Below are 17,475 nucleotides of genomic sequence, written 5' to 3'. Positions count from 1 at the left end.
GCCGGGCTGGCGGCCCTTGGTACAGACAGTCATTTCTGCCGGAAGGTGGTGACCGATGGATGATTTCCTGCCCCAGCTGCTGCAGCAGCTGTTCAACGGGCTGTCGCTGGGTGCGATCTATGCGCTGATCGCCATCGGCTACACGATGGTCTACGGCATCATAGGCATGATCAACTTTGCCCACGGCGACATCTACATGATCGGCGCCTATGTAGGCCTGGTCACGCTGACAGCCGTGGGCACCCAGGGCGGCGTGCCTATATGGCTGGTGATAGGCCTGATGCTGGTGGTTGCGGCCATCATCACCGGCGTCTACGGCTTCGTCGTCGAACAGGTGGCCTATAAACCGGTGCGCAACAGCCCGCGGCTGGTGGCGCTGATCTCCGCCATCGGCATGTCGATCTTCCTGCAGAACTGGGTCGCGCTGGGCCAGGGCGCGCGCGACATGGCTGTGCCGCAGCTGCTGCCCGGTGCGCTGCAGTTCGGCGGCGGCAGCGGCGGCTTCGAGATCTTCATACCGTATACGCGCATCATGATCATCGTCGTCGCCGTGGTGCTGATGGTGCTGCTCACGCTCTACATCCGCCACTCGCGCATGGGCCGGGCCTCACGCGCCTGCGCTCAGGACATGCACATGGCCAACCTGCTGGGCATCAACACCCACCGCGTGATTTCCTTCACGTTCATCCTGGGCGCGGTGCTCGCGGCCGTGGGCGGCGTGCTGATCGCCCTGGCCGTGGGCAAGCTCAACCCGTTCATCGGCTTTCTGGCCGGCATCAAGGCCTTCACGGCGGCCGTGCTCGGCGGCATTGGCAGCATTCCAGGCGCCATGCTGGGCGGCGTGCTGCTGGGCGTGGCCGAGACGCTGGCCGCGGCCTACATCTCCTCCGAATACAAGGACATCGTGGCGTTCACGCTGCTGGTGCTGATCCTGCTCGTGCGCCCCACCGGCCTTCTCGGAAAACCTGAGGTGGAGAAAGTTTGATGACGACGGCTTCCCTGCTTAGGCACAACCTGCGCGACGCAGTCATCGCCGCCGTGCTCACGGCGCTGGTCACCATTCCCATCTTCGGCCTGCACCTGGAGCGCGCGGGCGGGCGCACGCTGATCGTGCCGCACTGGACCACGGTCGCCTGGGCCTGCGCGCTGGTGTTCGTGGTGCAGCTGCTGCGCCCCTGGCTCGCGCGTGCCTGGGCGCGCGCGCCGCGCATCCAGCGCCCGGCCCTGCCCGCAGCCACGCAGCGCCAGCGCCAGGGCCTGATGCTGGCCGCGCTGCTGATCGCCGTTTCCTGGCCGTTCTTCGCCGGCCGCAATGCGGTGGACATCGCGACGCTGGCAATGATCTACGTGATGCTGGGCCTGGGCCTGAACATCGTGGTGGGTTTTGCCGGGCTGCTCGACCTGGGTTTCGTCGGCTTCTACGCCGTCGGTGCCTACACCTACGCACTGCTGTTCCACTGGGCCGGCTGGAGCTTCTGGGAAGCGCTGCCGCTGGCCGGCGCCATGGCCGCGATGTTCGGCTTCGTGCTGGGCTTTCCCGTGTTGCGGCTGCGCGGAGATTACCTGGCGATCGTGACGCTGGGCTTTGGCGAGATCATCCGGCTGCTGCTGATCAACCTGACCACGCTCACGGGCGGGCCCGACGGCATCTCGGGAATTCCCAAGCCCACGGTGTTCGGGCTGGAACTCACGCGCAATGCCAGCACCGAAGGCGGCACCACTTTTCACCAGTTCTTCGGCCTCGAGTTCCAGTCGCTGCACATGGTGATCGCGCTGTACCTGATGGCGCTGACGCTGGCCCTGGTCACGCTGTGGATCTCGAGCCGGCTGATACGCATGCCCATAGGCCGGGCCTGGGAAGCGCTGCGCGAGGACGAGATCGCGAGCCGCTCGCTGGGCCTGCACCCGATGAAGATCAAGCTGTCGGCGTTCACGCTGGGCGCGATGTTCGCGGGCCTGGGCGGGGCTTTCTTCGCCGCGCGCCAGGGCATAGTCAACCCCGAATCGTTCACCTTCATCGAGTCGGCGCTCATTCTGGCCATCGTGGTGCTCGGCGGCATGGGCTCGCAGCTGGGCGTGATCATCGCCGCCATCCTGCTCACCGTGCTGCCCGAGCTGGCGCGCGAATTCTCCGAGTACCGCATGCTGATCTTCGGCCTGGTGATGATTCTGATGATGGTCTGGCGCCCGCAAGGCCTGCTGCCCATGAAGCGCCACCATCTGGAGGTCGGTCCATGAGCACGCCCCTGCTTGAAGTCGAGGCGCTGAGCATGCGCTTTGGCGGCCTGCTGGCCGTCGACAGCGTGGGCTTTGCGCTGCAGCCGCGCGAAGTGTTTGCCATCATCGGCCCCAACGGCGCGGGCAAGACCACGGTGTTCAACTGCATCAGCGGCTTCTACCAGCCCAGCGCGGGCCGCATCGCGCTGGCCGGGCGCAGCATTGCAGGCCTGGGCAGCCACAACGTCGCGCGCCGCGGCGTGGTGCGCACCTTCCAGAACGTGCGGCTGTTCAAGTCCATGACCGCGCTCGAGAACCTGCTGGTCGCCCAGCATCGCCAGATGCGCACCTCGTTTCTCGCCGGGCTGTTCAACACCGCGGGCTACCGGCGCGCCGAACAGCAGGCGCTGGACAACGCGCTGCACTGGCTCGATTACATGGGCTTGCGCGCCTACGCCAACCGACCCGCGGGCAACCTGGCCTACGGCCACCAGCGCCGGCTCGAGATCGCGCGCTGCATGATCACCGAGCCCCAGGTGCTGATGCTCGACGAGCCCGCCGCGGGGCTGAACCCGCAGGAAAAGAAAGATCTGCAGCACCTCATAGACCAGCTGCGCCAGCAGCACGATGTCGCGGTGCTGCTGATAGAGCACGACATGGGTCTGGTGATGGGAGTCTCCGAGCGCATCCTGGTCATGGAATACGGCAAACCGATCGCCACGGGCACGCCCGAGGCCATACGCCACGACGAACGGGTCATCAAGGCCTATCTGGGAGAGGCCTGATGGCGGCAATGCTGCAACTTGAAAACGTGTTCACCCACTACGGCGCGATCTGCGCGGTCAACGACGTGAGCCTTGAAGTCCACCCGGGCGAAATCGTGACGCTGATCGGCTGCAACGGCGCGGGCAAGACCTCGCTGCTGATGACGCTGTGCGGCACGCCGCGCGCGACCAGCGGCCGCGTGGTCTACGAAGGCGAAGACATCACGCAACTGCCCACGCACCTGATCATGCGCAAGGGGATTGCGATCTCGCCCGAAGGCCGGCGCGTCTTTCCCCATCTCACGGTGGCCGAGAACCTGATGATGGGCGGCTTCTTCCAGAGCAAGGAGCAGATCGGCGACGGCATGGAACATGTTTTCCAGCTGTTCCCGCGGCTGCGCGAGCGCGCGCGCCAGCGCGCGGCCACCATGTCGGGCGGCGAGCAGCAGATGCTGGCCATAGGCCGGGCGCTGATGTCCAAGCCGCGCCTGCTGCTGATGGACGAGCCCACGCTGGGCCTGGCGCCGCTGATCATCGCGCAGATCTTCGAGATCATCCAGACCATACGCGCGGCCGGCGTCACGGTGTTCCTGGTCGAGCAGAACGCCAACCGTGCGCTGCAGATCGCCGACCGCGGCTATGTGCTGGAGACCGGCAGCGTGGTGCTGCAGGACACCGGGGCCAATCTGCTGCGCAATGATGCGGTAAGAGCAGCGTATCTGGGGGCGTAGGTCGCCTGGTTGTTTGACTCTGGAATACCGGCCCTTCGACGGGCTCAGGGCGAACGGCGAAAACCGTTCATGCCGCGCTTGGCCGGGCGCGCCCGTCAAACGATGAACGGCCCGTCAATGGCAAAAGACAATGGGGGGCGCGCGAGAAGAATCCGTTCGGGCTGAGCCTGTCGAAGCCCCGGCATTCAGGAAACCGTCCTCCTTTTGTGCCCAGCCCTCTCGACGCACGCTACGGCACCTGCGTTCCCCCCACGCGATTACCATTGCCCCATGACATCCCATCTGATTTTCCTCACCGGCGGCTCGCGCGGCATGGGCCTGGCCATGGCACGGCAGCTGCTGCATCCCGGCCACCAGCTCATCTGCCTGGCGCGCAACGCCAACGACGATCTTGCCGCCGCGGCCGCGGCCGCGGGCGCCCCGCTGGAGCAGTGGCAGGTCGATCTCGGCGATCCGGCCCAGGCCGCGGCGCGGCTGACCGACTGGCTCAAGCAACAGCCTTCGGGCCGATACCGGCAGGCCACGCTGATCAACAACGCCGGGGTGATGCCGCCGATCGAGCCGCTGTCGTCGCTCACTGCGGCCGAACTGTCGCCCGCGCTGCGCGTGGGCTTCGAGGCGCCTATGCTGCTCACCGCGGCCTTCCTGGGCGCAACGGAGCACTGGCCCGCCGAGCGCAAGGTGCTCAACATCTCCTCGGGCCTGGGCCGGCGCGCCATGGCCTCGCAGGCCGCCTACTGCGCGGCCAAGGCCGGCATGGACCATTTCACACGCTGCGTGGCGCTCGAAGAAGGGCTCAAGCCGCATGGCGCCAAACTGTGCTCGCTCGCACCCGGCGTGATCGACACCGACATGCAGGTTCAGCTGCGCAATGCCGATCCGGCGGCGTTTCCCGACCTGCAGCGCTTTGCCGCGCTCAAGTCCCAGGACCAGCTGGATTCACCCGAGCAGGCCGCGGCCAAGGTGCTGGCCTGGCTGCAGCGCGCCGATTTCGGTGCCGAAGCCGTAGCCGATGTGCGCCAGGCCTGAAAGACAGGCACCAAAGGCCCGTTGACGTGGCCTGCTATACCCCGCGCCTGCAAGCGCCGGGGTAACAAAATGCAGTAAGCTCCTGCTCCCAGCCCGCGTCCCGTGGGCCACACAGGGCAGTGCACCAGATCGGCTGCATTGCCGGTGATCGCGCAGTCGGCAACCCCGCTGTGCATGGCACGGGCTGTGAGACGGAAATGGCCTTGCGCCTTGCCGTCCCTCTACGACCTAGAGACAAACACCCATTGATGGCGGAAACACCCTCCCCGATCATCGAATCTGCCCATTTTGTTTCAGCTAGCGGCTGCGATGCCCGATGGCCACCAGCTGTCGCGCGCGTCCGGCCCGCTGTTCTTCTCGATCCGTCAACGGAGTTTGTTGTTCCATGTTTCGCCCACTGATTACCGCCACTGCCGTGGCCTGCGCCTTCACGGCGAGCTTTGCCAGCGCTGCCCAACCTGCCGCCGAATACCCGACCAAGCCCATCCGCATGGTCATTCCCTTCCCCCCGGGCGGAGGCACCGACATCCTGGCCCGCGTGGTGGCCAACAAGCTCACCGAAGTCACCAAGTGGACCGTGGTGCCCGAGAACAAGGCCGGCGCCGGCGGCACCATTGGCATCAGCGATGCGGCCAAGTCCGCGCCCACGGGCTATGACATGGTCATGGGCCAGAAGGACAACCTGGTCCTGGGCCCCTACCTCTACAAGAACCTGCCCTGGGATCCGGTGCGCGACCTCACGCCCGTCGCCCATGTGGCCTATACGCCCGTGGTCATCGCCACCAGCGTCAATTCGCCCTACAAGACCGTGGCCGACGTGCTCGCCGCGGCCAAGGCCCAGCCCGGCAAGATCACCTATGGCTCGCCCGGCAACGGCACGAGCATCCATATCGCCGGCGTGCTGCTGGAAAAAGCCGCTTCGGTGCAGCTGACCCACGTGCCCTACAAGGGCTCCAACCCCGCGCTGATGGATGCGCTGGCCGGCAATGTCGATCTGCTGGTGTCGTCCGTACCTTCGGCCATCGCCCAGATCAAGGCCGGCAAGCTGCGCGCGCTGGCCGTGACTTCGGCCAAGCGCTCGACCTCGCTGCCCGACGTCCCCACGCTGGCCGAAACTGGCATCAAGGGCTTCGACGTGAGCACCTGGTACGGGCTGTTCATGCCTGCGGGCACGCCCGCGGCCATCGTTGCCAAGGTCAATGCCGAAGTCAACCATCTGCTGGCCATGCCTGAAATCCGCGACGCCATCCTGGCCCAGGGCGCAGAGCCCCAGGCAATGAGCGTGGCCAACTTCGACAAGATGTTCAAGGCCGACTACAAGGCCTCCAAGCAGGTCGTCGAAGACTCGGGCGCGAAGATCCAGTAAGCCCTCTGCTCCGGCTGCAGCGCCCTGCCCCCTTCACGGGGTCAGGGCGTTTTGCATGCCGGGCCTGTTCAGCGCGCGTTGGCGCGCAGCTTCTCCTCGGGCAGCTGGGCGTCCAGCAGGCGGTCGCCCTGCGCATCGCGGATGCGCGTTTCCAGGCCCATGCGGTTCATCAGCGCGATGAACGGCACCGGGTCGAGCTCCTCGACATTGGCCATCTGGCCCACATCCCAGATGCCGTTGGCAATCAGCAGCGCCGCGGCCACGGCCGGCACGCCCGCGGTGTACGAGATGGCCTGGCTGCCCACTTCGGCAAAGCTCTCGCCGTGGTCGCAGCTGTTGTAGATCAGCACCTCGTGCGGCTGGCCGCCGCGCTCGCCCTTGATCAGGTCGCCAATGCAGGTCTTGCCCTGGTAGTCGGGCGCAAGCGACGCGGGGTCGGGCAGCACGGCCTTGACCACTTCCAGCGGCACCACCTCCAGACCGCGCGCCGTGCGCACCGGCTGCTCGGACAGCAGGCCCAGGTTCTTGAGCACCGTGAAGACGTTGATGTAATGGTCGCTAAAGCCCATCCAGAAGCGGATGTCGGGCACATCCAGATGCTGCGACAGCGAGTGCAGCTCGTCATGGCCGGTGAGATAGGTGGTGCTCACACCGGTGACCGGCATGTCCCAGTCGCGCCGGTGCTCGAACATCGCATTCGCCTTCCAGGCGCGGTTTTCCCAGGACCAGACCGTGGAGACGAACTCGCGGAAGTTGATTTCCGGATCGAAGTTGGTCGCGAAATAGCGGCCGTGGCGGCCCGCGTTGATGTCGATGATGTCGATGGAGTCGACGCGGTCGAAGCAGTGGTCCAGCGCATAACGCGCATAGGCGTTGACCACGCCCGGATCGAAGCCCACGCCCAGGATGGCCGTCACGCCCGCATCGCGGCAGGCCTGGCGGCGCTTCCACTCGTGGTTGGCGTACCAGGGCGGGGTCTCGCAGACCTTGAGCGGGTCTTCGTGGATGGCGGTGTCGAGGTAGGCGGCACCGGTCTCCAGGCAGGCCGCGAGCACCGACATGTTGAGAAACGGCGAGCCGACATTGATCACGATCTGGCTGTGGGTCGCGCGGATCAGGAACTTGGTCGCCTCCACGTCCATGGCGTCAAGCGCATGCGCCTGCAGCGTTCCAGGCTGCTGCAGGCTGTGCTTTTCATGGATGGAATCGATGATGGCCTGGCATTTGGCCAGCGTGCGCGAGGCAATGTGGATATGGCCAAGGCGGGCATTGTTTTGTGCGCATTTGTGCGCCACGACCTGTGCCACCCCACCAGCGCCGATGATCAGAACATTACGCTTCATTGAATCACTTCCTCTCTTTCGTTCACATGCTTTGGTCGGCCGTCTCAGGACAGGCTCGCGACGTAATCCTCAAAAGTGAATTGGCGCACCAGGCGCTCGCTGCCGTCGAGTTCGCGCACGGCAATGGCCGGCATGTGGATGCCGTTGAACCAGTTCTTCTTGACCATGGTGTAGGCGCCGGCGTCGGCAATCGACAGCCGGTCGCCGACCTGCAGCGGTCTGGCCAGGCGCGCGTCGCCGAAAATGTCGCCCGCCAGGCAGGTCTTGCCGCAGACCTGGTAGACATGTTCGCCCTTGCCGTCGCCCATGGCCGCGGTCTCGCGGTAGATCAGCAGGTCCAGCATGTGCGCTTCGGTCGAGCTGTCGACTATGGCCAGCGCCTTGCCGTTGAAGCCCAGGTCGAGCACGCTGACCTCGAGCGTCGTGGTCTCGCGCACCGTGGCTTCGCCCGGTTCCAGATAGACCTGCACGCCATGGTCCTGCGCAAAGCGCCGCAGCCGTGCGCAGAATGCGTCCAGCGGGTAGCCGGGCGCGGTAAAGCGTATGCCGCCGCCCAGGCTCACCCATTGGAGCCGGCCCAGGATTGCGCCATAGCGCTGCTCGACTTCGCTCAGCAAGGCATCGAAGCGCGCAAAGTCCTGGTTCTCGCAGTTGTTGTGGATCATCACGCCGTCGATGGCGTCGATCACGGACAGGATGCGCGCCGGATCGGATTCGCCCAGCCGGCTGAAGGGCCGGGCCGGGTCCGCCAGGTCGAAGCCGGCGCAGCTCACGCCGGGGTTCAGGCGCAGGCCGCGGGGCAGCGCGCGCGTCAGCGGCGCGAAGCGCTCGAGCTGGGCAATGGAATTGAAGATGATCTTGTCGCTGTGAGCAACGACTTCCTCGATCTCGTGGTCGGCAAAGGCAACGCTGTAGGCATGGGTCTCGCCGCCGAACTTCTGCTGGCCCAGCTTGACCTCGTAAAGCGATGACGAGGTCGTGCCGTCCATGTATTCGCGCATCAGGTCGAACACCGACCAGGTGGCAAAGCACTTGAGCGCCAGCAGCACCTTGGCGCCCGAATGGGTGCGCACATGGTCTATCGTTTGCAGGTTGCGCAGCAGCGCGGATTTGTCGATGAGATAGTAAGGAGTGGGGATCATTTCAAAGGTGATTAACGCTAGGGTTCGCCGTCCTTGGCGGACCTCAGGTCGCGCTTGCGCGCTCGGATGACGGGCCGGTCTTCGCCCAGATGGTCTATGACCACCGCGGGTCGATCGGAAAAGCGTGCGACCAGCGTCAGCTCGCCACCCACGCTGGCAACGTAATGCCGCAGCGTGGACAGCAGCATGTCGCTGCGTTTCTCGAGCCGGGAGATGGTGTCCTGGCCCACGCCCAGGGCAAGCGCGAGGTCTTCCTGGGTCCTGCCTGCGTTCTTGCGCAAGTCCTTGAGACGGATCATGGCCAGCGGCGCAGGGGCCGGCAGCGGCGCGGGATCAGGCATACGCTTGGTCGCCATAATGCAATTCCTTGAAGTCCGGAACGGACTCGGAATATGACTTTAACGACATATGGCGGGCACTGCATATCCGCCCGCCAATAGCGGCATGGAACGTGCGACTTTGCACGCCGGGCGCTGCCGTCAGCCCTGCGGCCGGGCCGCGATGCAGGACTGCAGAAAATCCAGGAAAGCGTGTACCTTGCGCGAATGCCGGCGGTTGGGCAGATACGCCGCATGGATGCTCACGCGGTGCTCGCGTGGATTGATCTCGTAGTCCGCGAACAGCCGCTGCAGCCGCCCCGCCTGCACGTCGTCCTCGACCAGCCAGTGCGACAGCAGCGCAATGCCGGCCCCGCCCAGCGCGGCATCGCGCAGCATGTCGCCGCTGTTGGCCGCGAGCCGCCCGTTGACCTCCACGCCCAGTTCCTCGCCCGCGCGCAGGAAGGACCAGCGTTGGGGCCCGGCCTGGTATTGGTAGGCATAGCGCAGGCACTCGTGCAGGCCCAGGTCGGCGGGCTGTGCGGGCCTGCCGTGGCAGCGCAGATACTGCGGGCTCGCGACCACATAGCGGTGATGCCCGGAAAGCTCGCGCACGATCAGCTGGGGCGCGTTGTCCGGCACGCCTATGCGCACCGCGACATCGATGCGTTCCGCGGCCAGATCGACATAGGCATCGGACAGCACCAGCTCCAGCGAGACGCGCGGATGCCCATGCAGGAATCGGGCGATATGCGGCCCCAGGCACAGCCGGCCGAACGTGACCGGCACCGACACGCGCAGCGGGCCCACGGCCTCGACGCCGCCGTCGGACACGCTGGCGTCGGCTTCATCAAGGTCCGAGAGCAGCCGCGTGATCTGCTCGAGATAGGCCGCGCCCGCATCGGTCAGCGCCACCTGGCGCGTGGAGCGCGTGAGCAGTGACACACCGAGCGAGGCCTCCAGGCCGTCGATCAGCCGCGTGACCGACGAGGTCGCGACGCCGCGGCGCTGGGCGGCCTTGGAGAAGCCGCCGGTTTGCGCCACATCCATGAAAGCGCGCAAGGCTTGAAGTTTGTCCATGACTCATATTTGCGTTTATCGCAACCGTGCATTGCAGACAAAGCATATTCCATTACGGGAACGCAAAGATTAATCTCTGGGCATCGCCAACACAAGGGTTTTCCCCAGGCACACTTTTGTTGTCGGCTCCCGCCACCGATTTCCAGGAATCCACCATGTCCGCCCAACCTGCACCCAGCCCAGACACCACTCCAGCCTCGACGACCGCCCTGCCCATGTCGCTGACCCTGCTGCTCGCCAGCGGCGCCGGCCTCGCGGCCGCCACGCTCTACTACAGCCAGCCCATGCTGGGCGTGCTGGGCGCCGACATGGGAGCTTCGACGCAGTCGGTGGGCCTGCTGCCCACGCTGACGCAGCTGGGCTATGCGCTGGGCATTCTTTTCCTCGCCCCGCTGGGCGACAAATACGACCGGCGCCGCATCATTCTGGGCAAGGCGGCCGTGCTGTGCGCCGCGCTGGCGCTCGCGGCCCTCGCGCCGTCGCTGGCGACACTGCTGGCCGCGAGCCTGGTCATAGGCCTGTCGGCCTCGCTGGCCCAGGACATCGTTCCCGCGGCCGCGACGCTGGCGCCCGCGGCCCGGCGCGGCAAGGTCGTGGGCACGGTGATGACCGGCCTGCTGCTGGGCATTCTGCTGTCGCGCGTGGTCAGCGGTTTCGTCGCCGAGCAATGGGGCTGGCGCGCGATGTTTGCCGCCGCCGCCGTGAGCATCGCCTTGCTGGGCCTGGCCGCCTGGCGGCGCCTGCCGCGCTTTGCCGTGACCACGCAGCTGCCCTACATTGCGCTGCTCGCCTCGCTGGGAGCGCTGTGGCGCGCACACCCCGCGCTGCGCCGCGCAACCCTGGCCCAGGCCCTGTTGTCGATAGGCTTCAGCGCGTTCTGGTCGACCCTGGCCGTGATGCTGCATGGCGCGCCTTTCCATCTGGGCGCGGCCGCAGCGGGCGCGTTCGGCCTGGCCGGCGCGGCCGGCGCGCTGGCCGCACCGCTGGCCGGGCGCATTGCCGACAAGCACGGCCCCGCCCTCGTGACGCGGCTGGGCGCGGGCCTGGTGACGCTGTCGTTTGCGGCCATGGCGCTGGCCGGCTTCATTCCTGCGGGCGCGCAGCTGGGGCTGCTGGTCGCAGCCGCGATAGGCTTCGATCTGGGAATACAGGCCGCGCTGATTGCCCACCAGAGCATCATCTACGGCCTGGACCCCGCGGCGCGCAGCCGGCTCAATGCGGTGCTGTTCACGGGAATGTTCATCGGCATGGCCGTTGGCTCGGCCCTGGCCGCCCAGCTGTTCGCGCATTTCGGCTGGATGGCCGTGACCGCGCTGGCCACCGGCACGGCGCTGGCAGCGCTCATCCTGCGCCTGCGCCGCTGATCAGAACGGCAGTATGCCCGGCAGCAACGGCCGGTCCAGCCGCTGAATCCACCACTTGAGCGCTTCGCCCATGCGCTCGGTGCTCCAGGCCAGCCAGAATGTCTCGGGCGGGCGCGGCTGCTCGATCTGCAGTTCGACCAGCACGCCCTGCTCGAGGTCGGCGCGCACGCAGGCGCGCGGCAAAAATCCATGGCCCAGGCCCGCGGTCTGGGCCGCGATCTTGGCCTGCATGCTGGGCACGGTGATGCGCCGCTGGCCCATCAGCAGGCCCACGGTGCGGTCGGCCGACGAGCGCGCGCCGTCGCCCACGACGATGGCCGTGTGTTCGAGCAGATCGTCGCGCACCAGCGGCCGCTGCAGCTTTGCCAGCGGATGCGTGGGCGTGACGCAGAAAGCGAACTCCAGGCTGCCCACGGCCACGGCCTTGTAGCCGCCGCCGGGCGGGCCTTCGCCCGCGGCGACGATCAGATCGGCCCGGCCTTCGCGCAGCATTTCCCAGGTGCCGGTCATGGCCTCGCTGCCTATGCGCAGCCGCGTGCCGCAGTTCAGGTCCTCGAACGCGCAGATGTCGGGGTTGAACGCGCTGGTGGGAATCAGCGAGTCGTGCACCAGCCGCAGCTCGGCCTCGAAACCCGTGGAGATCTGCCGCATGCGCGACTCGAGCTGGCGCGCCGCGGCCAGCAGCCAGCGCCCTTCCTTGAGCATTTCCTGGCCCGCGGGGGTCAGCGTCACGCGCGGGCCGTTGCGCACGAACAGCGCCAGCCCGAGCTGGTCTTCGAGCTTGGCGACCGCGTAGGAGATGGTCGACGGCACCTTGTAGAGGCGCTCGGCGGCGGCGGCAAACGAGCCATGGCGCGCAATGGCATCGACGATTTCTATGGCTTCCAGCGACAGTTTGAGCATGGCAACTCCAAAAATTCCATATTCGAAATTATCGATGATGAATCGCCAAAACCTTCAATCTACAAGCGGCCAAAAAGCGAGAAACTACATTCATCGCAGCAAGGAACGCAGCAAAAACGCTGAAAACCTTGCATGAATTTCATCGAACGAAAGGGCACACATCATGATCGAAATCCGCAAAGCAGACCACCGCGGCCGCGCCAACCATGGCTGGCTGCAATCGCGCCACACCTTCTCGTTCGGCAGCTACCGTGATGCCAACCAGCAAGGCTTCTCCGACCTGCTGGTGATCAACGACGACCGCGTGGCCGCGGCCCAGGGCTTTGGCACCCACGGCCACCGCGACATGGAGATCTTCTCCTATGTGCTTGAAGGCGAACTGGCGCACAAGGACTCGATGGGCACGGGCTCGGTGATACGTCCCGGCGACGTGCAGATGATGAGCGCCGGCAGCGGCGTGCAGCACAGCGAGTTCAACCACTCGGCCGAAGCTCCGGTGCACTTCCTGCAGATCTGGATCGTGCCCAACGAGCGCGGCGCCGAGCCCCGCTACCAGCAGGTGCACTTTGAAGAAGCCGAAAAGCGCGGCCGCCTGCGCCTGATCATCGCGCCCCAGGGCGAACAAGGCGCGCTGGCCGTGCGCCAGGACGCCCGGGTCTACGCCGGCCTGTTCGACGGCGACGAAGCCGCGACGCTGGAAGTTGCCGCCAACCGCCATGTCTATGTGCATGTGGCCCAGGGCAGCGTGGAGGTCAACGGCGAGCGCCTGGCCGAAGGCGACGGTGCGCGCATCCGCAACGCCGGCGCGCTGCGCTTCGACCAGGGCGAGAACGCCGAAGTGCTGGTCTTCGACCTGCGCCCCAACGAGCTGCCCGGCATGTAAGCCCCCGTTTTCACGCATTCATTCAATTCATTTAATTCATTCAGTTTCGGAGATATCGCCATGAACAACGCCAACATCGCCCAACCTGTCGCTCAACCTGTTGCAGTGGCCAAGCCCGGCGCCACGCTGCTCAACGCCAACGACCACACGCTGGTGATGATCGACTTCCAGTCGCAGATGGCGTTTGCCACGCATTCGATAGACGCCGTGACGCTGCGCAACAACGCCGCGCTGGTCTCGCATGCCGCCGCCGGCTTCGGCGTCTCGACCATCCTCACCACGGTGGCCGAGAAAAGCTTCAGCGGCCCGATGTTCGAGGAAGTGACCGCGCCCTTCCCCGGCCAGGCGCTGCTGGACCGCACCTCGATGAACACCTGGGAAGACGAGGCCGTGATCCGCCGCGTCAACGAGATCGCCAAGCCGCGCATCGTGCTGGCCGGCCTGTGGACCAGCGTCTGCATCGTGGGCCCCGCGCTGTCGGCGCTGGACCAGGGCTTCGAGGTCTATGTGATTGCCGATGCCTGCGGCGATGTCTCCACCGAGGCCCATGAGCGTGCGATGGACCGCATGGTGCAGGCCGGCGCCCGCCCCATCACTTCGCTGCAATACCTGCTGGAGCTGCAGCGCGACTGGGCGCGCACCGATTCCTATGAGATGACCACCGGCATTGCCAAGAAGTTCGGCGGCGCCTACGGCATTGGCATCAACTACGCCAAGAGCATGTTCAACGCCCACGAAGGCTGATGGGACGCGCCCCGGGCATTACGCTCGGGGCGTCTGCCAAAGACCAATGGGGTGCGTGCGCCCCGCATTCCAGGACACACCATGCCATTGCCTTCCACGCCCGACCTCGTTCTCTTCAACGGCCGCTTCACCACGCTGGACCGCGCCAATCCCACGGCCCAGGCCGTGGCCATCACCGACGGCCGCTTTGTCCATGTGGGCAGCAATGCCGAAGTACTCGCGCTCGCGGGCGCGGGAACGCGCCGCATTGACCTGCAGGGCCGCAGCGCGCTGCCGGGCCTGATCGACAACCATCTGCACATCATCCGCGGCGGGCTCAACTTCAACATGGAGCTGCGCTGGGACGGCGTGCGCAGCCTGGCCGACGCGATGGCGATGCTGCGCGCCCAGGTCGACATCACGCCCGCGCCGCAATGGGTGCGCGTGGTCGGCGGCTTCACCGAGCACCAGTTCGTCGAAAAGCGCCTGCCCACGCTGGAGGAGCTCAATGCCGCCGCGCCCGACACGCCGGTGTTCATCCTGCACCTCTATGACCGCGCGCTGCTCAACGGCGCGGCGCTGCGCGCCGTGGGCTATACCCGCGACACGCCCGCGCCGCATGGCGGCGAGATCCTGCGCGACAGCGCGGGCAACCCCACGGGCCTGCTGCTGGCCAAGCCCAACGCGGCCATTCTCTACGCCACGCTGGCCCTGGGCCCCAAGCTGCCGCGCGAGTACCAGATCAACTCCACGCGCCACTTCATGCGTGAGCTCAACCGCCTGGGCGTGACCGGCGCCATCGACGCCGGCGGCGGCTTCCAGAACTATCCCGACGATTACGCGGTGATCGAGGAGCTGGCCGCAGCCGACCAGCTGACCATACGCCTGGCCTACAACCTTTTCACGCAAAAACCCAAGCAGGAAAAGGAAGATTTCCTGAACTGGACCGCGACCTCCAAGTACAAGCAGGGCGACGACTATTTCCGCCACAACGGCGCGGGTGAAATGCTGGTGTTCTCGGCCGCCGACTTCGAGGATTTCCGCCAGCCGCGGCCCGAGCTCGAGGCCGGTATGGAAGGCGAACTCGAGGAAGTGGTGCGCGTGCTGGCGCAGAACCGCTGGCCGTGGCGCATGCATGCGACCTACGATGAGACCATCAGCCGCGCGCTCGATGTGTTCGAGAAGGTCAACCAGGACACTCCGCTCACGGGTCTGAACTGGTTCTTCGACCACGCCGAGACGATTTCCGACCGTTCCATCGAACGCGTCGCGGCCCTGGGCGGCGGCGTGGCCGTGCAGCACCGCATGGCCTACCAGGGCGAATACTTCGTCGAGCAATACGGCGCACGCGCCGCCGAGGCCACTCCGCCCGTCAAGCGCATGCTGGAGATGGGCGTCAAGACCTCGGCCGGCACCGACGCCACGCGGGTCGCGAGCTACAACCCCTGGGTCTCGCTGTCGTGGCTGGTCACGGGCCGCACCGTCGGCGGCCTGCAGCTCACGCCCCAGCGCAACTGCCTGGACCGCGAGCAGGCGCTGCGCATGTGGACCGAGAACGTCACCTGGTTCTCCAACGAGGAAGGCAAGAAGGGCCGCATCGAGGCCGGCCAGCTCGCCGACCTGGTCGTTCCCGACCGCGACTTCTTTGCCTGCCCCGAATCCGACATTGCCGACACTTCGGCGCTGCTGACCATGGTGGGCGGCAAGGTGGTCTACGCCGCCGGCGATTTCACGCGCTTCGACGAAGCCGCGCTGCCCCCGGCCATGCCCGACTGGTCGCCGGTGCGCCGCTTCGGCGGCTACGGTGCCTGGGGCGCCAAGGACAGCGGCCCGCTGAAGAACCTGGCCCAGCAGGCCGCGGCGGCCTGTGCCTGCGCCAGCCTGTGCAATGTGCACGGCCATGCGCACGGCAGTTCCTGGAACACGCAGCTGCCCACATCGGACGCCAAGAGCTTCTGGGGCGCGCTGGGCTGCGCCTGCTGGGCGGTATGAACATGGGCACCCACGCCACCCCCTCCAGCGCCGGCAGCTTTGCCGCGCTGCGCCAGCCGGTGTTTGCCGTGCTCTGGGCCGCCACCGTGCTCGGCAACACCGGCAGCTTCATGCGCGATGTCGCCAGCTCCTGGCTCGTGACCGACCTCTCGGCCAGCCCCACGGCCGTGGCATTGATCCAGACCGCAGCCACGCTGCCCATCTTCCTGCTGGCCATCCCTGCGGGTGTGCTGTCGGACATTCTGGACCGCCGGCGCTTTCTGATCTTCGTGCAACTGGTGCTGGCCTCTGTCAGCGGCACGCTGCTGCTGCTGTCGCATACCGGCGCGCTGACCGTCGAGTATCTGATTGCGCTGACCTTCATCGGCGGCATAGGCGCGGCGCTGATGGGGCCGACCTGGCAGTCCATCGTGCCCGAATTGGTGCCGCGCGCCGACCTCAAGGGCGCGGTGGCGCTCAACTCGCTGGGCATCAATATCGCGCGCGCCATCGGCCCCGCGGCCGGCGGGTTGATATTGGCGAGCTTTGGCGCGGCCGTGACCTATGGCCTCGATGTGCTGAGCTACGTGTTCGTGATTGCCGCCCTTGTGTGGTGGAAGCGGCCGAAAGCCGCCGACAGCACGCTGTCGGAGAACTTCCTGGGCGCGTTTCGCGCCGGCCTGCGCTACACCTGGGCCAGCCAGGAACTGCACCGCGTGCTGCTGCGCGCCGCCGTGTTCTTCCTGTTCGCCAGCGCGGTCTGGGCGCTGCTGCCGCTGGTGGCGCGCCAGATGCTGGGCGGCACGGCGGGCTTCTATGGCGTGATGCTGGGCGCGGTGGGGGCGGGCGCCATTGCCGGTGCACTGGTCATGCCGCATCTGCGACGCTGGCTCGATGCCGACGGCCTGGTGCTGGCGGCTTCGCTGCTGAGCGCCGGTGTCATGGCCGCCCTAGTGTTTGCGCCGCCGCAATGGCTGGCCGTCGTGCTGATGCTGCTGCTGGGCATGGGCTGGATCACGGCGCTGACCACGTTCAACAGCGTGGCCCAGGCCATACTGCCGAACTGGGTGCGCGGCCGGGGTCTCGCCGTCTACCTCACGGTGTTCAACGGCGCGCTGGCCGCGGGCAGCCTGGGCTGGGGCCTGCTGGCGCGCGCCATCGGCCTGCCCTGGGCGCTGGCCGCGAGCGCTGCCGGCTTGGTGATCGTTGCCCTGCTGTTCCACCGCGCCCGGCTGCCGGCCGGCGAGGCGGATCTGCAACCATCCAACCACTGGCCCGAGCCGCTGCCGAGCGAACCCGTGGCCCACGACCGCGGCCCGGTCATGGTGCAGATCACCTACCAGGTGCGCGCTGAAAACCGCCCGGCATTCCTTGCCGCCATCCGCCGCCTGTCGCATGAACGGCTGCGCGACGGCGCCTACGCCTGGGGCGTGATGGAGCACAGCGCCGACGCGCAGCAGGTGATGGAATGGTTTCTGGTGGCGTCGTGGGCCGAACATCTGCGCCAGCACCAGCGCGTGTCGAAAGCTGATGCGGATCTGCAGGGCGAGGTGCTGCAATGGCACAGCGGTCCGGACAAACCGCAGGTGCAGCACTTCCTGGCGCTGGCGCAGTAGCCAAGCGGTTGTCCGCTGCAGAAACA

General features: G+C 66.7%; 16 protein-coding genes. 11 read left to right on the top strand and 5 right to left on the bottom strand.

Features of this window, described 5'->3' with window-relative positions; translation table 11 throughout:
* The first annotated feature begins 55 nt into the window (after positions 1 to 55).
* From livH to ACSVDO_RS09640, 6 genes are all read left to right on the top strand, one after another.
* Entirely contained in the window at positions 56 to 985 is a 930-nt protein-coding gene (gene livH, locus ACSVDO_RS09665) for a high-affinity branched-chain amino acid ABC transporter permease LivH (protein ID WP_332534261.1), read from the top strand.
* Complete coding sequence (locus ACSVDO_RS09660) at positions 985 to 2,238, top strand: high-affinity branched-chain amino acid ABC transporter permease LivM (protein ID WP_489596142.1); 1,254 nt, start codon at positions 985 to 987, stop codon at positions 2,236 to 2,238. The genes livH and ACSVDO_RS09660 overlap by 1 nt, the downstream gene beginning before the upstream one ends.
* On the top strand, positions 2,235 to 3,002 hold the full coding sequence (gene livG, locus ACSVDO_RS09655; protein ID WP_489596140.1) for a high-affinity branched-chain amino acid ABC transporter ATP-binding protein LivG: 768 nt from the start codon (positions 2,235 to 2,237) through the stop codon (positions 3,000 to 3,002). The genes ACSVDO_RS09660 and livG overlap by 4 nt, the downstream gene beginning before the upstream one ends.
* The gene (locus ACSVDO_RS09650) at positions 3,002 to 3,712 is read left to right on the top strand and encodes an ABC transporter ATP-binding protein (protein ID WP_489596138.1); all 711 of its coding nucleotides are present in this window, start codon (positions 3,002 to 3,004) and stop codon (positions 3,710 to 3,712) included. Before livG ends, ACSVDO_RS09650 begins: the two co-directional genes overlap by 1 nt.
* A 270-nt stretch (positions 3,713 to 3,982) precedes the next feature.
* Positions 3,983 to 4,741, top strand: coding sequence for an SDR family NAD(P)-dependent oxidoreductase (locus ACSVDO_RS09645; protein WP_489596136.1), 759 nt, complete (start codon positions 3,983 to 3,985; stop codon positions 4,739 to 4,741).
* Between the two features lie 385 nt (positions 4,742 to 5,126).
* On the top strand, positions 5,127 to 6,107 hold the full coding sequence (locus ACSVDO_RS09640; RefSeq protein ID WP_332534255.1) for a Bug family tripartite tricarboxylate transporter substrate binding protein: 981 nt from the start codon (positions 5,127 to 5,129) through the stop codon (positions 6,105 to 6,107).
* A gap of 68 nt (positions 6,108 to 6,175) precedes the next feature.
* Here the strand turns inward: ACSVDO_RS09640 and ACSVDO_RS09635 are convergent, their stop codons facing one another.
* From ACSVDO_RS09635 to ACSVDO_RS09620, 4 genes are all read right to left on the bottom strand, one after another.
* Entirely contained in the window at positions 6,176 to 7,450 is a 1,275-nt protein-coding gene (locus tag ACSVDO_RS09635) for a saccharopine dehydrogenase family protein (protein ID WP_489596135.1), read from the bottom strand.
* Between the two features lie 44 nt (positions 7,451 to 7,494).
* Positions 7,495 to 8,592 carry a carboxynorspermidine decarboxylase gene (locus ACSVDO_RS09630; protein ID WP_489596133.1) on the bottom strand — a complete coding sequence of 366 codons (1,098 nt, stop codon included), beginning with the start codon at positions 8,590 to 8,592 and terminating at the stop codon, positions 7,495 to 7,497.
* 17 nt (positions 8,593 to 8,609) lie between these two features.
* Complete coding sequence (locus ACSVDO_RS09625; protein WP_489596131.1) at positions 8,610 to 8,948, bottom strand: helix-turn-helix transcriptional regulator; 339 nt, start codon at positions 8,946 to 8,948, stop codon at positions 8,610 to 8,612.
* A 123-nt stretch (positions 8,949 to 9,071) separates the two neighbouring features.
* Positions 9,072 to 9,989, bottom strand: coding sequence for a LysR family transcriptional regulator (locus ACSVDO_RS09620; protein WP_489596129.1), 918 nt, complete (start codon positions 9,987 to 9,989; stop codon positions 9,072 to 9,074).
* A gap of 155 nt (positions 9,990 to 10,144) precedes the next feature.
* Here ACSVDO_RS09620 and ACSVDO_RS09615 point away from each other — a divergent pair, with 155 nt between their 5' ends.
* Positions 10,145 to 11,353 (top strand): MFS transporter, encoded by a 1,209-nt coding sequence (locus ACSVDO_RS09615; protein ID WP_489596127.1) that lies wholly within the window; start codon positions 10,145 to 10,147, stop codon positions 11,351 to 11,353.
* Here ACSVDO_RS09615 and ACSVDO_RS09610 read toward each other — a convergent pair whose 3' ends face one another.
* The gene (locus tag ACSVDO_RS09610; RefSeq protein ID WP_332534245.1) at positions 11,354 to 12,256 is read right to left on the bottom strand and encodes a LysR family transcriptional regulator; all 903 of its coding nucleotides are present in this window, start codon (positions 12,254 to 12,256) and stop codon (positions 11,354 to 11,356) included.
* A gap of 163 nt (positions 12,257 to 12,419) precedes the next feature.
* Between ACSVDO_RS09610 and ACSVDO_RS09605 the strand changes: the two genes are divergently transcribed.
* The 4 genes from ACSVDO_RS09605 to ACSVDO_RS09590 all read left to right on the top strand — a co-directional run bounded on the left by ACSVDO_RS09605 (position 12,420) and on the right by ACSVDO_RS09590 (position 17,449).
* On the top strand, positions 12,420 to 13,139 hold the full coding sequence (locus tag ACSVDO_RS09605; protein ID WP_489596126.1) for a pirin family protein: 720 nt from the start codon (positions 12,420 to 12,422) through the stop codon (positions 13,137 to 13,139).
* A 60-nt stretch (positions 13,140 to 13,199) separates the two neighbouring features.
* A complete protein-coding gene (locus tag ACSVDO_RS09600; RefSeq protein ID WP_489596124.1) occupies positions 13,200 to 13,883 on the top strand; it encodes a hydrolase in 684 nt (227 codons plus the stop codon).
* A gap of 81 nt (positions 13,884 to 13,964) precedes the next feature.
* Complete coding sequence (locus tag ACSVDO_RS09595) at positions 13,965 to 15,854, top strand: amidohydrolase (RefSeq protein WP_489596122.1); 1,890 nt, start codon at positions 13,965 to 13,967, stop codon at positions 15,852 to 15,854.
* Positions 15,855 to 15,856: 2 nt separating this feature from the next.
* Positions 15,857 to 17,449 carry an MFS transporter gene (locus ACSVDO_RS09590; protein ID WP_489596121.1) on the top strand — a complete coding sequence of 531 codons (1,593 nt, stop codon included), beginning with the start codon at positions 15,857 to 15,859 and terminating at the stop codon, positions 17,447 to 17,449.
* Positions 17,450 to 17,475: the final 26 nt, after the last annotated feature.

The organism is Comamonas sp. DB36 (genome assembly GCF_057914905.1).
This window is presented reverse-complemented; position numbering and strand designations above follow the sequence as displayed.

Excerpts from the sequence above, each read along its gene's own strand:
- livH (WP_332534261.1), top strand. The coding sequence starts at position 56 with ATGGATGATTTCCTGCCCCAGCTGCTGCAGCAGCTGTTCAACGGGCTG.
- ACSVDO_RS09660 (WP_489596142.1), top strand. The coding sequence starts at position 985 with ATGACGACGGCTTCCCTGCTTAGGCACAACCTGCGCGACGCAGTCATC.
- livG (WP_489596140.1), top strand. The coding sequence starts at position 2,235 with ATGAGCACGCCCCTGCTTGAAGTCGAGGCGCTGAGCATGCGCTTTGGC.
- ACSVDO_RS09650 (WP_489596138.1), top strand. The coding sequence starts at position 3,002 with ATGGCGGCAATGCTGCAACTTGAAAACGTGTTCACCCACTACGGCGCG.
- ACSVDO_RS09645 (WP_489596136.1), top strand. The coding sequence starts at position 3,983 with ATGACATCCCATCTGATTTTCCTCACCGGCGGCTCGCGCGGCATGGGC.
- ACSVDO_RS09640 (WP_332534255.1), top strand. The coding sequence starts at position 5,127 with ATGTTTCGCCCACTGATTACCGCCACTGCCGTGGCCTGCGCCTTCACG.
- ACSVDO_RS09635 (WP_489596135.1), bottom strand. The coding sequence starts at position 7,450 with ATGAAGCGTAATGTTCTGATCATCGGCGCTGGTGGGGTGGCACAGGTC.
- ACSVDO_RS09630 (WP_489596133.1), bottom strand. The coding sequence starts at position 8,592 with ATGATCCCCACTCCTTACTATCTCATCGACAAATCCGCGCTGCTGCGC.
- ACSVDO_RS09625 (WP_489596131.1), bottom strand. The coding sequence starts at position 8,948 with ATGGCGACCAAGCGTATGCCTGATCCCGCGCCGCTGCCGGCCCCTGCG.
- ACSVDO_RS09620 (WP_489596129.1), bottom strand. The coding sequence starts at position 9,989 with ATGGACAAACTTCAAGCCTTGCGCGCTTTCATGGATGTGGCGCAAACC.
- ACSVDO_RS09615 (WP_489596127.1), top strand. The coding sequence starts at position 10,145 with ATGTCCGCCCAACCTGCACCCAGCCCAGACACCACTCCAGCCTCGACG.
- ACSVDO_RS09610 (WP_332534245.1), bottom strand. The coding sequence starts at position 12,256 with ATGCTCAAACTGTCGCTGGAAGCCATAGAAATCGTCGATGCCATTGCG.
- ACSVDO_RS09605 (WP_489596126.1), top strand. The coding sequence starts at position 12,420 with ATGATCGAAATCCGCAAAGCAGACCACCGCGGCCGCGCCAACCATGGC.
- ACSVDO_RS09600 (WP_489596124.1), top strand. The coding sequence starts at position 13,200 with ATGAACAACGCCAACATCGCCCAACCTGTCGCTCAACCTGTTGCAGTG.
- ACSVDO_RS09595 (WP_489596122.1), top strand. The coding sequence starts at position 13,965 with ATGCCATTGCCTTCCACGCCCGACCTCGTTCTCTTCAACGGCCGCTTC.
- ACSVDO_RS09590 (WP_489596121.1), top strand. The coding sequence starts at position 15,857 with ATGGGCACCCACGCCACCCCCTCCAGCGCCGGCAGCTTTGCCGCGCTG.